A 14,335-nucleotide genomic window follows, 5' to 3' on the forward strand; every position below is an offset into this window, starting at 1 on the left:
GGCCATCGGGCCCGATGTCGGTTCGATCTCCACCGATAGGCTCGTGTGCCAACGCGGAGCCGCGTACACGCCCGGATGGTGGAATGCAGACACGGCGAGCTTAAACCTCGCTGCCCCTCGGGGCGTGCCGGTTCAAGTCCGGCTCCGGGCACGGCAGGCGTCCGCCGGTGTGACCCGCAGGCCGCCCGGCCACCGGCCCGGCGGCCCTTCGGCACGTCATGATCCCGGAAAGATCCTCCCCGGGCACTAGGGCGTTTGCTTTGCTTCCCTATTACTCTTGCCTTCTAGGCCGCGCACGGTGGCCAAGGAGGAGTGAGATGAGGAGCAGCAACCCGGTCTTCTCGCGACGGGGGTTCAGCCGCGACAACGGCTACGCGGGCTTCAACGCGCAGCAGCCGCAGGCCGGGGGCCCCGCCGCTGGAACGAACCCGTATGCACAGGGCGCGGGCAACCCGTACGCCACCAACCCCTACGCCCCGGCAGGCACGCAGTTCGGCGCCCCGCCGCAGGCTCCCGCCCGCACGGGCGTGATGACGATCGACGACGTCGTCACGCGGACCGCCATGACCCTGGGCACGGTCGTCCTCACCGCGATCCTGTCCTGGGTGCTTCTGCCGGTCGACCCGGAGAACCTCGGCACGTCGTACGGCATCGCCATCGGTGCGGCTCTGGTCGCGATGGTTCTGGCACTCGTCCAGGCCTTCAAGCGCAAGGCCGCGCCCGCGCTGATCCTGTCGTACGCCGCCTTCGAGGGCGTCTTCCTCGGCGTGATCTCCAGTGCGGTGTCCACGTACATCTCCGACGGCGTCGTCGCCCAGGCCGTGCTCGGCACGATGGCGGTCTTCGCCGGCGTGCTGATCGCGTACAAGATGCGCTGGATCCGTGTCACGCGCCGCTTCTACGGCTTCGTGATGGCCGCGGCGATGGGCTTCGTCCTGCTGATGCTGGTGAACCTGCTGTTCTCCGTCATCGGCGGCGGTGACGGCCTCGGCTTCCGCACCGGCGGCCTCGGCATCCTCTTCGGAGTCATCGGCATCATCCTCGGCGCCTGCTTCCTCGCTCTGGACTTCAAGCAGGTCGAGGACGGCATCGCGTACGGCGCTCCGCGCGAGGAGTCCTGGCTGGCGGCCTTCGGCCTCACCCTGACCCTGGTGTGGATCTACCTGGAGATGCTGCGCGTGCTGTCGATCCTGCAGGGCAACGACTGACCGCGGTCGTCACCCGCGCGACAAGCGCACGAAGGGCCCGCCCGGCACGTGCCGGGCGGGCCCTTTCCGTTGTCGTGCCCGAGTTGGCCGAAGCCGCTAGAGCAGCTTGCGCGCGGCGCGCCTCAGGTCGTACTCATGGATGATCGCTTTTGCGTGGCCATACGCGAGGTTGTGTTCGCCGCGGAGCCAGCTCACCTTCTCCTCGAAATTGAAGAGGGACGGTCCTTCCTCGACGGTGCGCAGCCAGTCGGAGATCTCACGACCGGTGCATTCGGGGATTCGGGAGAGCAGATTTCGATGGGTCTCTTCGGAGAAGACTTGGGACATCGGCGCCTCCGGACGCATTGCGCGTGTGCTCTTCACGCCACCGTGCCTGAGCGCGGGCGTATTGGCAACAGTCCCGAGAAGGCGCGTAGGGTCGCGGGGTGCGTGATACGAGTGAACTGATCACCGTCGGTGAGCGTTTCGCGGACCGGCTGCGGGCGGCGCCGCAGAGCCGGCTCCAGCGCGGTGCGGCGGCGGAGGGACTGGCGCTGGCCAGGGAGTTGTCGGTGCGGGCGCAGCGTCTGGAGGACCCGGTGGGAGAGCCGGCGATCATGCCGGACGAGGGGGTTTTCGTGGTGGCGGATCAGCTGATGGTCGCGGTCCGTGACCTTGCCGAGGCACTGCGTGTCACTTCGGTGTTTTCGGACGAGGTTGACGCCGCGATCGCTCTCGTCGAGGAATCCACGGCGCGCGCGGGGCTCTAGGGCGCGCCGGAATCCGGGACGTCCGATCAGGGAAGCCCGCGGGCCTCAGTGGGAGGCGATCACGCGGTCCGCGAGGATGTACACGCTCTCCTCGCCGCAGGCGAAGGTCAGGGCGTACGCGCCGGAGACGCCGGAGCCGCCGAGCAGCACGGGCGCGTGGCCCGCGCGCAGCGCGTCGGCGAGGCGTTCGGCGGTCTCGCGGTGGCCGGGCGTCATGCACAGCGTCGTCCCGTCGGCGAAGACGTAGACGTCGAGCGTGCCCAGCGGGCCGGGTCGGACGTCGGCCAACTCGGTACCGGTCTCGGCCAGCTCCTCCAGACGGGCCACCGTGCGCTCGTGGTCGGTGACCACCGGGGTCTGCACCGGGACGAAATCAGGGTGCGAGGGGTGGCGGCGGCGGGCGGCGGCCAGTTCGGGGGAGTCCTCGGCGAACTCCGTCATCTCCGGCAGGTCCGCCATGTCGTCCAGCGCCTCCACGGCGTCCAGGTCCATGGCCTCCATGCCCACGAAGTCGGCCTGGCGGGGCACATAGAACGGCGGGTTCTCGTCCCCGGAGCCGGCGAGTCCGCCGAGCAGCGAGGAGCCGTCGCCCGGGAAACGGGCGGAGGCGTCCGCGGCGTCCCGCGCCTCCTGCGCCGCCCAGAAGGCGCGCGCCTCGGCCAGCTCACGCTCCCGCTCCTCGGCCAGCGCCTCGGCGACGGCCGCGCGTATCTCGGCGGTGTCGCCGCTGCGGGCCGCGGGTACGGAGGCGGTGCGGCCGGGCCCGTACGACGCGGCGAGATCGGCCCGCAGGGCGGTGACCTGCTTGCGGAGTCCGTGTGCGGCGTGCAGGGCAGCGGCGCCCACGGCCGTGGCGGCGGCCGCGGTCAGCAACAGGGCAAGAGACATGGCGCTCACTGACGTACTCCCGATGTGGATCGATACCCCCGACTTCCTACATCAGCTTGCGGTGAGCCCGCGCCTCCTGTCAGTGCATTACGTCACGAATTGGACAGGACTTTGTCCCCTGCCGTCAGCCGGGAAACGGCCTTGACCTGGTAAAAGGCTCTCCCCCAGGAGATAGGTCACATCCTGGGGGAGATTGCGTCACGAACTGAGATCCACAGCGCGTAGACCGCTACGGGGGCCGTACTGTCCCGGTTTGGCTCAGCCGCTCGACTCTTTCGTCGCGTTCCGCTTACCACCGCGGAGGGCGGGTGCCGCAGGAGGAACGAGGGTGACTCCTGCCCTCCGCTACGGCTCAGCTCAGCCGCCTGGTTTCTTGGTCGCGCTGGGCTTCGCCACCGCTGCGTGCAGGTGCCGCCGCTCGTTCCTCGGGCGGCCCCTACCCTCCGCTACGGCTCAGCTCAGCCGCTCGATGACCATCGCCATGCCCTGGCCGCCGCCCACGCACATCGTCTCCAGGCCGAACTGCTTGTCGTGGAACTGGAGGCTGTTGATCAGCGTGCCGGTGATGCGCGCGCCGGTCATGCCGAAGGGGTGGCCGACCGCGATCGCGCCGCCGTTGACGTTGACCTTGTCCAGGTCGAAGCCGAGCTCGCGGTAGGACGGGATGACCTGTGCCGCGAACGCCTCGTTGATCTCGACCAGGTCGATGTCGGAGGCGGTCAGGCCCGCGCGCCGCAGAGCCTGCTTCGACGCCTCGACCGGGCCGAGACCCATGATCTCCGGCGAGAGGCCCGAGACACCGGTCGAGACGATGCGGGCGAGCGGGGTCAGGCCGAGCTCGCGGGCCTTGGTGTCGCTCATGATGACGAGCGCGGCCGCGCCGTCGTTGAGCGGGCAACAGTTGGCCGCGGTGACCATGCCGTCGGGGCGGAAGACGGGCTTGAGGCCCTGGACGCCCTCCAGGGTGACGCCCGCGCGCGGGCCGTCGTCCTGGCTGACGACGGTGCCGTCGGGGGTCGTCACGGGGGTGATCTCCCGCTCCCAGAAGCCGTTCTTGATGGCTTCCTCGGCGAGGTTCTGCGAGCGGACGCCGAACTCGTCCATCTCCTGGCGGGTCACGCCCTTCCAGCGGGCCAGGTTCTCCGCGGTCTGCCCCATGGCGATGTACGCGTCGGGGACGAGGCCGTCCTCACGCGGGTCGTGCCAGGTGGTGCCCTCGGTCTCGGCGACGGCAGCGGTGCGCGCCTGAGCCTCGGCGAAGAACGGGTTGTACGTGTCCGGCAGCGTGTCGGAGTTGCCCTTGACGAAGCGGGACACCATCTCGACACCCGCCGATATGAAGACGTCGCCCTCGCCGGCCTTGATGGCGTGCAGGGCCATGCGCGACGTCTGCAGCGACGATGAGCAGTAACGGGTGACGGTGCAGCCGGGGAGGTGGTCCATCCCCATCTCCACGGCGACGATACGGCCCAGGTTGTGGCCCTGCTCGCCGCCGGGGAGGCCGCAGCCGAGCATCAGGTCGTCGATGTCGCGGGGGTCGAGCTCGGGCACCTTGGCGAGCGCGGCCTGAATGATCGTGGCGGCGAGGTCGTCGGGCCGCAGTTCCTTCAGGGAACCCTTGAAGGCCCGGCCGATGGGGGAACGGGCGGCAGAGACGATCACGGCTTCGGGCATCACGGCTCCATGAGGGGGAGGAACGACGGGCAGGTCTGTCTGGGAAGTTACCCGTACGTACCGCCCCGGTCACCGTACGGGCCATGTGATGCGGACCTCTTTTCTAAGCGGGCGCTTGCTCAGTGCGGGCGCTCGGCCGGCGGGCCGAGGCGGCGGACGGCTCGGAGCTCGCGCCGGCGGCCGGGTCGGCAGTCGGTCGTCACTCGGTCTCCACCCGCGCGTCGGCGGGTTCCCGCTCCGGGGTGGGCGGAACCTCCGCCGCCGGGAGACGGCGGCGCCTGCGGTGCTTGAGCAGCGCCCACGGGGCCCGCACGCCCGTGACCTCGGTGCCCGCCTCGGCAGCGGCGGTCGCGGCCGCACGCGCCACCGGCAGCACGTCCTCGTCACGGTCCACATCGATGGCGTCGGTCTCCGGCCACAGGCCGAGCGCCGCGCACAGGGTCGGCAACATCGCCATCGCCGCCGTCGCGTACCCCTCGGCGGACGGGTGGTAGTTGTCCGCGCCGAACATCTCCCGGGGGTTCGCGGCGAACTCGGGGCCCAGGAGGTCGCCCAGCGAGACCGTGCGTCCGCCCTGTTCCACCACCACGATCGTCTGCGCCGCCGCCAGCTGCCGTGACACCCGGCGCGCCAGCCAGCGCAACGGCTGGTACACCGGCTCGATCGTGCCCAGGTCGGGGCAGGTACCGACGACAACCTCCGCCCCCGCGGTGCGCAGCCTGCGCACCGCGGAGGCCAGACAGCGCACCGACTGCGTCGGCGGCATCCGGTGCGTGACGTCGTTCGCGCCGATCATGATCACGCACACGTCGGGCGTACGCGTACGGTCCGCGAGGAGCTGGGTCACCTGCCGTTCGAGATCATCCGACTGGGCGCCCGGCAGCGCGATGTTGCGGACCTCGACCGGACGCTCGGCCACCGCCCCCAGACCGGACGCCAGCAGCGCCCCCGGCGTCTGCCCGGCCCTGCGCACGCCCTGGCCCGCCGCCGTGGAGTCGCCGAGGACCGCGAGATACAGCGGGTTGTCCCGGCCGAAGGCCAGCCCGTACAGGCCGTTGCCCCGTGGCGGGAGGGGGGCCGTGCCTCCGCCGACCGAGCGCTTCGCCAGCTGGACCTCCGCCAGCAGCACGCCCACCGCCGCCGCACCGATCAGGCCGATACCGCCTCCGCCGTAGGCCGCACCCGCCGCGATGCGCCTCGCCACCCTCGCCCTCGACACAGCCACCTCCTCGCGGCCCCCGTGCAGGCCGCTGCCTTGCCGTACACCAGCTAACTGCCCCGTAGCCGGTGTCGCCCAATCCCGCGCGCATCCGGCATACGCTGGCGAGACCATTACGGAGACCCCGGAGAACACTGTGCGTATCCACAACTCGATGATCAGCCTCGTCGGCGACACCCCGCTGGTGAAGCTGAACAACGTGACCGCAGGCATTTCGGCGACCGTCCTCGCCAAGGTCGAGTACTTCAACCCCGGCGGGTCGGTGAAGGACCGCATCGCGCTGCGGATGATCGAGGCGGCCGAGCAGAGCGGGGAACTCGAGCCCGGCGGCACCATCGTCGAGCCGACCAGCGGCAACACCGGTGTCGGACTGGCGATCGTGGCCCAGCAGAAGGGCTACAAATGCATCTTCGTCTGCCCGGACAAGGTGTCCACCGACAAGATCAATGTGCTGCGGGCCTACGGCGCCGAGGTCGTCGTGTGCCCGACCGCGGTGGACCCTGAGCACCCGGACTCGTACTACAACGTCTCCGACCGCCTCGTCCGCGAGACTCCCGGCGCCTGGAAGCCGGACCAGTACTCCAACCCCAACAACCCCCGCTCGCACTACGAGACCACGGGTCCCGAGCTGTGGGAACAGACGGAGGGGAAGATCACCCACTTCGTCGCGGGCGTCGGTACCGGCGGCACGATCTCCGGCACCGGCCGCTACCTCAAGGAGGTGAGCGACGGCCGTGTGAAGATCATCGGCGCCGACCCGGAGGGCTCGGTGTACTCCGGCGGCTCCGGCCGGCCCTACCTGGTCGAGGGCGTCGGCGAGGACTTCTGGCCGAGCGCGTACGACCGGACCGTCACCGACGAGATCGTCGCCGTGTCCGACAAGGACTCCTTCCAGATGACCCGGCGCCTCGCCAAGGAGGAGGGCCTGCTCGTCGGCGGGTCCTGCGGTATGGCGGTCGTCGCCGCCCTGCGCGTCGCCGAGCGGCTCGGCCCCGACGACGTCGTGGTCGTCCTGCTCCCCGACAGCGGCCGCGGCTACCTCTCCAAGATCTTCAACGACGAGTGGATGGCCGACTACGGCTTCCTGGAGGAGACCGGGTCCGCCACCGTCGGCGACGTGCTGCGCCACAAGGAGGGCGGTGCCATCCCCAGCCTGGTGCACATGCACCCGGAGGAGACGGTCGGTCAGGCCATCGAGGTGCTGCGCGAGTACGGCGTCTCGCAGATGCCGATCGTCAAGCCGGGCGCCGGTCACCCGGACGTGATGGCCGCCGAGGTCATCGGTTCGGTCGTCGAACGCGAGCTGCTGGACGCCCTGTTCACCCAGCGCGCCTCGCTGCACGACCCGCTGGAGAAGCACATGTCCGCCCCGCTGCCGCAGGTGGGCTCGGGTGAGCCGGTCGCCGACCTGATGTCGGTGCTCGGCGATGTGGCGGACGCGGCGATCGTGCTGGTCGAGGGCAAGCCGACGGGTGTGGTGAGCCGTCAGGACCTGCTGGCCTTCCTGGCGGTCGACGCCAAGTGACCGCAGACAGGCGTCTCTTCGCGGAAACGGTACGGGGGTGTCACGTCCGCGCAGCACCCGCTTAACACGCGTCCGGCACAGTGGTGGATGTCGGCAGGGGGACCGGGCAGGTAACCCGGCCGGCAACCAGCGGCGTCAAGGACTTCCGGAGCGGCTCCCGGACCCCTGGACGCCCTGGACGCGGAGACCGGTCCTGACCCGGTCCGTGTCCTTCGCGGGGACCGCCGTCGTCCCGCCCCCCGGTCCGCCGGGGGTGCGGCGGTCCCCGCGCCAGTCTTTCTCCCGCGCGGCCCTCTCAGCACCTCGGTCCTCCCGGTGGGATGGGGTCCCCGCGCCCCCCGGCTGTCAGTGCCACGGGTGCGTCGCGTGGGCCGCGTCCACGCCGACGAGAGCCGACGTCCGGTGGTCATCTCGCGCGACCGCCGCGTCGGTTCCAGCGGGTTGGAGCAGTACGGGCAGTGGAGCGGGCCGGCATGCGTGAGTTCCGCCGGCGGGGCCCAGGGGCGGGCGGTGTGCCGGTCGCGGCGGCGGTCATCGGAGCCAGCCCTCCTTTCGCAGTCGGTCGAGGAAGGACGGCACGTCGGTGGCCAGCGGAGCACCGGGGAAGCGTTCGGCCAGTTCCTCGACGATCGCCCGCACGCTGCGGGTGCCGTCGCACAGGCCGACGACCAGGGCGGCCCGGCCCGTGAGAACGACGACACGTTCGGGCAGCACCAGCAGGTCCGTGCCGCGTACGCGGTCGTGCCGCCGCTCGATGACCGGGTCGAGGGCCGGCCGCCACTCGGCCGACGCCCTCACGCCCCCTCCGGACAGCCTGCGTGGGCCACCGCGTCGAGGAGTGACCACAGGAGGTCGCACTTGAAGCGGAGCGCCGCCACGGCACGCTCTTGTTCTTCGCGCGTGCGAGCCCAGCCGAGCACGAGGCCGAGCGCCTCGGCGCCGTCCCGGTGCCCCTGGGAGACCCGGGTGCGGAAGTAGCCGAGGCCGTCGGGCTCGATCCATGGATAGTGGCGTTCGAAGGCGTTGATGCGGGTGCGCATCAGGTCCGGGGCGGACAGCTCGGTGAGTGAGGCGGCGACGCCTTCGAGGGGCGGGCGCAGGCGGCAGAAGTTGACGTATCCGTCGACCATCAGTCGTACGCCCGGCAGCACGGTGTCGCCGCGGAGCAGCGTCTCGCGGTCCAGCCCGGCCGCCTCGCCCAGCCGCAGCCACCGCTCGATGCCGCCCTCGCCGTCGTGCTGCCCGTCGTGGTCCTGGATGCGGCGCAGCCACATACGGCGCAGGCGGGGGGTGTCCAGCTTGGCGGTGATCAGGGCGTCCTTGACGGGGATGTGGCGCTGGTAGTGGAAGCGGTTGACGATCCAGCAGCGAAGTTCCGCCGGATTGAGGGCGCCGCTGTGCATACGGAGGTGGAAGGCATGGCGGTCGTGATACCGCTCCTCCGCGACAGCGCGCAGCCGTGCCTCGAACTCGGCTCTGCTCCAGGGCGCGTCGACCGGGGTGAGTGTCGTGGTCACAGTGCGATCACCATCCCGTCGTAGGCCACCTCGACGCCCTGCTCGGCGAGCCGCTTGTGCTGCGGCGCCTCCGGGTCGACGAGGGGTCGGTGTTGTCGAGGTGTGCGTAGAGGCGCCGGGCGGCGGCGCGGGGCGAGGCTCGGCGGTGACTCCCGGGCGGATTGATCATGCCCGCGACATAGCAGGCGCCTTCGCGCACTGGCCGGCCGCGGTTTCCGTCGGCGGCTGCGCAGCCTCCCCCGGTCCCGGCCGGAACCCCTCGCCGATACCGCCGGACCGTGGCCAGGAGTGCCGTCACGGCGGTGAGCGAGGCCGTGCCCGCCCCGTCGGCCGTACGGGAGCGACTGCCACGGCGATTACGGGAGGGGTGCAGCGCCGGGCGCCATGGACGTGCCATGTCGACACCTTTCTCTTGTTCCGCCTTGGTCGGCACGCGCGCCACCGGCAGAACCGGCAGGCGGACCGGACAGCCTCCACGGTGTGGCAGGCCCGGACCCGCCCGGAACGGCGAACGACGCGCCGCGACCCTCTGCTACGGAGCCTTGACTCTTCGTATGCGGCCTGCCACTTGGATTGACCCGTCAGTGAGAGCCGTCGCTTGAAGTGACACTTGACACAGCTGCTTGCCAGGCCACTCTCATTTGCGTTCCGGGTGCCAGACATCCGTTCCGCACCACTGAAGGTGAGAGTGGCCGCGGTGTACGCGACGGGCAGGGATCGGTAGCGGCTGAGCGCTTCGGGAGGGAGGAGGGCGTGCACGTCCTACTGCGCCGACTTGCTCTGGTGCCTGAGCCTCACCCTGGTGAGTCCCTGCTCAGCTGGGTGGACGCGCTCGCCAGGGTCAACCGCGTTTCCCACTCACGGCGTTGAGACTGGCGGGCCTGATCTGTCCCAACGCTCTCTCGGTTCAGCCGCCGGTATCCTTCGGCTTCCACGTCGCGGACACCGTCGCGCGTGATGTGTACCTGGCCACCGGAGTACCGCCGGAGCGCATTCCGGAGATGGTGCTCGCCAAGTACGCGGGGCGTGGGCTGACACGGCTGCCACAGCACCATCCACAAGGCGCCGAAACCTGCGCACGTGGCGGAATCAGCAGCAAATGGTCCTGCGCCGCCGCTCCAACGTCTGCCCGACGTGACTGCGCGGGAGCGGCGGCCGGTGGTTGCTGAAATCGCGCCTGGCCTGGGCGTTCGCCTGCGTCCACCATCAGCGGTATCTGATCTCCGCATGTCGGGGCTGCGGCGCCGCGCTCCATCCCCCTGCGACCCGGGACCGCGGAATCGTGGATCTGCCCGGGCCCTGCGCCAAGGCTGGGATTGTTCAAGCCGACGCGACCGTGTGGGCGGGACATCCCGGGCATGCGTCCGGAGCCTGTACGGGACACACAGCTGCTTGAGTGCCAGCAGCGTATCGACATGCTCCTGGAGGGCCGGGGCGACGGTGGCGCCGATGTATTGGAGGCCTTCGATGCGCTCTACCGCTCGCTCCAGGGCGCCTGCTCTTCGGTATGGCCCGCAGCGCTCTCAGACACCGACGACGTAGTCCGTCGGGCCTGGGACGGGTTCCAAGCGCCGGAAGGCTACAAGACGTGGCGCGAGCCGCTGATCGTGGCCGGCGCCATCAAGATCGCCACCGGCAACGGTTCAGCTCGCGGAGATGTTCGCTGTGAGTACGCGGATGGCTTCGCGGGTGTTGTCCGCGGCGAAGCGAACCTCTCGCACCTCCTGCGGAGGCTTCCCGGGCTTGGGCGTCACCGAGTAGGGTTCGCGCAGCTTGATGCTGAGCGTGGTGGAGTCGCCGATCGGCATCGCCAGCACCCCATCGCTGATGTTGACCGCCCTTCGGTAGCCGCTGTGCCGGGACGAACGAACCGATTCGACGAGTTCCAGCGGAATGGTGATCCGAGTGAAGTGGGCGAAGCGCAGGACGATTTTGCCGTCACCGACCGTGTGAGGGCGGATGGAGAGCGCCGCGATGAATCCGAGCACCCATACCATTCCATACACGGAGAGTACGAGCAGGGCGATGCGCGCCACCGCCCAAGGGATCAGCAGTTCGACGGCGAGGATCTCCAGTGGCACAAGGAAGACCATCACCCACATAATTGGCTTGATTTCGGAGCCATAGCTCAGGATCTGGTGTCCTTCAGGCGCGTCCGGCTTCCGACGGATCCAGCGCCAAAGTGCACGGAAGAGTCCGAACTCCATGCCCATCGCTTTGGCGACGGGTGCGGGTAACACCGCGGACAGCGCCTGGTTGAGGGCCTCTTGCCCGTCGGCTCCCTGGCTCTTAGAGGTGCGGAACGCCCGTCTGGCCAGGGTGATTTCAGTGATGACAATCCCGGCCAGCAGGAGTTCGAGGAGCAGTCCCACCGCGACAGCTTCGCCTAGGCTGAACACGCCGGTCCATACGAGACAGACCTGGGCGAGGACCACGGTGGGTGCCGCCCACCGGGCAGCGGCTGCAAAGAACTTCCTCAACGTTACTCACCTGTCCTTGCGCGGGTGCTCGGTGTCCTGGCAATCATGGCAGGCACCTCTTCATGAGGAGCCGGTGGGCAGGCACCTCTTCATGAGGAGCCGGTGGTAAGTGTGTTGGTGGCCATATTCGTTCGCATAAATCAGGGCGCGGAGGGTGCACGGCAGAGAGATGACCCGGCCTCCCTGGTGGCCGTCACAGTTTCACCCAGTCCTGTTCCACGACAATCCAGTGTTCACCGGTCAGTTGCTGTTCGAGGAATGCGTAGGGCAGGAGGCCGTAGCCCTTGTTGCCCCATTGGGGCCCCCAGCTGTTGCGCACCTGGAACGCGCCTGGCCCGGTTCCTCGGTCGTACGGAGCGGTGTCGACGCGGTCGTCGTAGCCGGTCAGGAGGATGACGTGTGGCCCCACGGACTGCTCAGTCGTCATCTGTACGGGGATGACACCGCCATTGACCAAGGACATGGAGATCGAGGGGCAGAGCCGGATCTCCACGCTCACCGGGATCCCCAGGGCAATCGCGCGGCGGGTCAGGTCCAGCGCGCCTGCTCCGTCGGGGGTGGACAGTCGGCTGATTGCGGGGTGTGTGCGCCGGGCGGTGGCACGGCAGTGCTCGGGTGGGTCTCGATCCACCCTGGTCAGGCCGTGCTGATCGTAGGGCCAGGCTGCTTCCTCGCACAGCCCGGATTCCGCCCAGGCCCGGAAGCTGTGTTCCAGCCGCGAGCCCTTGCGGTCGGCGGATCCCGCGAGTACGCGGGAGAGGCGGTAATTGAACAGGACCGAGCCGGTGAACTCCACACGCTCAGCCCGCCGGGCGTAGTAGCCGGCTATGGCTGTGGTGACTGCGGCGGTGCACAGCGGAACCTGGCCCTGGTTGATCACGGGCGGCATCCAGCTGGACAGGTCCATGTGTTCCGGTGTCCGGCCGCTACTCCACCAGGGGGGGTGGATCCGGGAGAGATAGGCGGCGTCGGCGGTCATGGTGTTCGGCGGGGTGTCTTGCCCTGTCGTTCCGCCAGTCATGTCCGGTCCTGCTTCTGAGTGGTGCCACGGTTCAGAATCGTCTGGTCGATTCGCTTCTGGCGGCGGGCTGCGCCGGCGTAGAACTGCTGCAGTGCTGCGCCGTCGAAGTCCGATACGGGCCTGGCCTCGGGGAGGAAGGCGCCGATGCTTTCACCGCGGACGAGGAGCGCGCTGTCCTCTCCCGCTGTGGGGACAACCTGCGGGGTGATGTAGTCGATCGCGAGGTTGAAGCGCCCGTTGCCTGTGTGGTTGGGACCTGAGCAATGGCATGGGAAATTGCCCGCCGGTATTTTCTGGCAGGCGATCGTGGTGGCATGTTGAGATGCTGGATTTGATGAATGTTGGACTTGTGCAGGTGGAGATAGGGGTGCGAGATGCCCTTGAGGCGTCTACTCGTTCACCAAGGTCCTTGGTGGTTCGAGCCGACCTGTCGCCGGCGAGGGGCGATTCGGGTCCTCAGGTGAAACTGGCAAAGCTCAATCTCGTCAGCGTCCTGCGGTCCTGTGCCGTGCGGCTGCGAGGCGTCGGTGTTGTTGAACGCTGGAATGTCCACCTGGCAAGAAAATCAACAGAAGCCCCCGTGATGTGATCTTTGCTTGAAGGCAATCACATGCCAGGTTCTTTCGGTAGGGGGCTGTCGGGCTGATGGAAGATATCAAGCTTTGTGTGACTGGGCGGGGCTACATAGTTGCTGGTGACATGCCTCCAAGTCTCTCTACGCCCGGTCGAATTGGCTCGAAGTGTTCTGCTGTAGATGGTCATCGACTGATGAAGGGGTCCTTGGCGAGATCTCGACGCCCGTTGCCGCGGCAAAGGGTCTCTTGGTCCGGGGCGGATTCTGAGACAGTCAAGGGTGCCCAATCAAGATCTTGACCGGCGGCTTGGCTTCGTCCCAGTTCCGCTTGCGGGGGAAGCCTTCGTTAGCTGGGTCGACGCGATGTCGGCCACTCTGAGGCTCTCCAGACCGGACAATGGGGGCTCTCGGTCTGGCTGGCCGTGCTGCGTTCAGTAGCTACCTTCCGTTTGAGTGAACCGGAGCTGGCGTGCGTGGAGCGCCGCACGGGGCTGCGGCCGAGGCAGGTGGAGCGGATGCTGTTCAGCTTCCATGCGCCGACGGCGCTGCCTTGGCTCGATCCGGCCAGCGGGCGGAGCTGGCGGGCTTCGGATCCATGGCTGCGGCGGGAGCACTCAGCCGCGTGCCCGTTGTGCGTGCAGTCGTCCGGCGGGCGGTGGCTGCTGAGTTGGCGGCTGAAGTGGACGTTCCTCTGTGCGGATCACCTCGTGCACCTGGTGTACCGCTGTCCAGCCTGCGGTACACGGTTGTACTGGCGGTTGGAGGCGACAGGGGCTGGCCGGCGTACGCACTGCACCAAGCCGTTGCGCGGCGTTGATGGTGGTGGGCGCGGCCGTCGGGGGGCCGCCGCCTGTGGCTTCCCTGTGGCGGAGATCCCGGCCGTGCCGGTGGAGGACGTAGAGGCGGTGCACATACAGCGCCGCATCAACGCCCTACTCATGCCCGCGGATGTCGAACACAACGCTGCCTCTCCCCGCATGCTGGGCGATCTCGCCGCGCTGGCCCAAGTGGTGCAGAGCCAGGGCTCTCTCACCCTCACCGTCCTCGAGGGGATGGAAGCCGAGGTGGCTCGTGCTGTCGGGGAGGCTCAGGGGCAGCCCTTCCATCCCGATCTGGCGTGGGTGCTGGAGAACGGGTCACCCGCTGCGGTCTCTGTGCTGGTGCGGGCCGCCGGCCGGGTGCTGCTGGCCGGCGATCTGGCGGCCGGTGCGGCCTGGCTGGTGGAGCGGTGCCGGGAGCGGAACTGGAACGGGCCGCTCACCCGCGGAGCTCCACTGCGCTCTCCGGATCTGCAGCGTCTGGTGGCCTTGCTCAGGCGCGGTGAGGGTGAGGCGGAGCGGCGCCGCGCCGGGCGGTGAAAGCCGTGTCAGGGCATGGGCTGGGATGGCTGGCCGAGGGCCTCGGTGGGGTGTTCGCCCGCGCGCGGCAGCCATGCCGGTTCGAAGTCGGGATGGTGGGCGTAGGCCAGGAGCAGAGATCG

The 14,335-nt window shown here is 69.1% G+C and carries 12 protein-coding genes, 1 tRNA gene and 1 pseudogene; 6 read left to right on the top strand and 8 right to left on the bottom strand.

Features of this window, described 5'->3' with window-relative positions:
- The first annotated feature begins 69 nt into the window (after positions 1-69).
- Both ACH5AF_RS09555 and ACH5AF_RS09560 read left to right on the top strand, forming a co-directional pair.
- Positions 70-151: transfer RNA gene (locus ACH5AF_RS09555), tRNA-Leu, on the top strand.
- A 166-nt stretch (positions 152-317) separates the two neighbouring features.
- On the top strand, positions 318-1,208 hold the full coding sequence (locus ACH5AF_RS09560; RefSeq protein WP_398900951.1) for a Bax inhibitor-1/YccA family protein: 891 nt from the start codon (positions 318-320) through the stop codon (positions 1,206-1,208).
- Positions 1,209-1,304: 96 nt separating this feature from the next.
- On the opposite strand, the gene ACH5AF_RS09565 is transcribed toward ACH5AF_RS09560, so the two are convergent.
- The gene (locus ACH5AF_RS09565) at positions 1,305-1,535 is read right to left on the bottom strand and encodes a DUF4287 domain-containing protein (protein ID WP_398900952.1); all 231 of its coding nucleotides are present in this window, start codon (positions 1,533-1,535) and stop codon (positions 1,305-1,307) included.
- Between the two features lie 98 nt (positions 1,536-1,633).
- Here ACH5AF_RS09565 and ACH5AF_RS09570 point away from each other — a divergent pair, with 98 nt between their 5' ends.
- Positions 1,634-1,957 carry a hypothetical protein gene (locus ACH5AF_RS09570; protein ID WP_398900954.1) on the top strand — a complete coding sequence of 108 codons (324 nt, stop codon included), beginning with the start codon at positions 1,634-1,636 and terminating at the stop codon, positions 1,955-1,957.
- 45 nt (positions 1,958-2,002) lie between these two features.
- Here the strand turns inward: ACH5AF_RS09570 and ACH5AF_RS09575 are convergent, their stop codons facing one another.
- The 3 genes from ACH5AF_RS09575 to ACH5AF_RS09585 form a co-directional block, all read right to left on the bottom strand.
- Complete coding sequence (locus ACH5AF_RS09575; RefSeq protein ID WP_398900955.1) at positions 2,003-2,854, bottom strand: hypothetical protein; 852 nt, start codon at positions 2,852-2,854, stop codon at positions 2,003-2,005.
- Positions 2,855-3,298: 444 nt separating this feature from the next.
- Positions 3,299-4,519: an acetyl-CoA C-acetyltransferase gene (locus tag ACH5AF_RS09580; protein WP_398900956.1), complete on the bottom strand. Its 1,221-nt coding sequence runs from the start codon at positions 4,517-4,519 to the stop codon at positions 3,299-3,301.
- 199 nt (positions 4,520-4,718) lie between these two features.
- Positions 4,719-5,723: an SGNH/GDSL hydrolase family protein gene (locus tag ACH5AF_RS09585; protein ID WP_398901022.1), complete on the bottom strand. Its 1,005-nt coding sequence runs from the start codon at positions 5,721-5,723 to the stop codon at positions 4,719-4,721.
- Positions 5,724-5,874: 151 nt separating this feature from the next.
- Here ACH5AF_RS09585 and ACH5AF_RS09590 point away from each other — a divergent pair, with 151 nt between their 5' ends.
- Entirely contained in the window at positions 5,875-7,263 is a 1,389-nt protein-coding gene (locus tag ACH5AF_RS09590; RefSeq protein ID WP_398900958.1) for a cystathionine beta-synthase, read from the top strand.
- Between the two features lie 531 nt (positions 7,264-7,794).
- Here the strand turns inward: ACH5AF_RS09590 and pqqD are convergent.
- The 4 genes from pqqD to ACH5AF_RS09610 all read right to left on the bottom strand — a co-directional run bounded on the left by pqqD (position 7,795) and on the right by ACH5AF_RS09610 (position 12,167).
- Entirely contained in the window at positions 7,795-8,061 is a 267-nt protein-coding gene (pqqD, locus tag ACH5AF_RS09595) for a pyrroloquinoline quinone biosynthesis peptide chaperone PqqD (protein ID WP_398900959.1), read from the bottom strand.
- Positions 8,058-8,780: a pyrroloquinoline-quinone synthase PqqC gene (gene pqqC, locus ACH5AF_RS09600; protein ID WP_398900960.1), complete on the bottom strand. Its 723-nt coding sequence runs from the start codon at positions 8,778-8,780 to the stop codon at positions 8,058-8,060. The genes pqqD and pqqC overlap by 4 nt, the downstream gene beginning before the upstream one ends.
- A 1,643-nt stretch (positions 8,781-10,423) precedes the next feature.
- Positions 10,424-11,152: a hypothetical protein gene (locus ACH5AF_RS09605; RefSeq protein WP_398900962.1), complete on the bottom strand. Its 729-nt coding sequence runs from the start codon at positions 11,150-11,152 to the stop codon at positions 10,424-10,426.
- 301 nt (positions 11,153-11,453) lie between these two features.
- Positions 11,454-12,167, bottom strand: a complete 714-nt coding sequence (locus ACH5AF_RS09610; RefSeq protein WP_398900964.1) for a C1 family peptidase — start codon at positions 12,165-12,167, stop codon at positions 11,454-11,456.
- A gap of 1,110 nt (positions 12,168-13,277) precedes the next feature.
- On the opposite strand from ACH5AF_RS09610, the pseudogene ACH5AF_RS09615 reads away from it, so the two are divergent.
- Both ACH5AF_RS09615 and ACH5AF_RS09620 read left to right on the top strand, forming a co-directional pair.
- A pseudogene (locus tag ACH5AF_RS09615) lies at positions 13,278-13,559 on the top strand (TniQ family protein); the annotation flags it as partial.
- A gap of 159 nt (positions 13,560-13,718) precedes the next feature.
- On the top strand, positions 13,719-14,213 hold the full coding sequence (locus tag ACH5AF_RS09620) for a hypothetical protein (protein WP_398901028.1): 495 nt from the start codon (positions 13,719-13,721) through the stop codon (positions 14,211-14,213).
- The last annotated feature ends 122 nt before the right edge of the window (positions 14,214-14,335 follow it).

The organism is Streptomyces sp. NPDC018833, from assembly GCF_044390825.1.
Classification (GTDB): Bacteria; Actinomycetota; Actinomycetes; order Streptomycetales; family Streptomycetaceae; genus Streptomyces.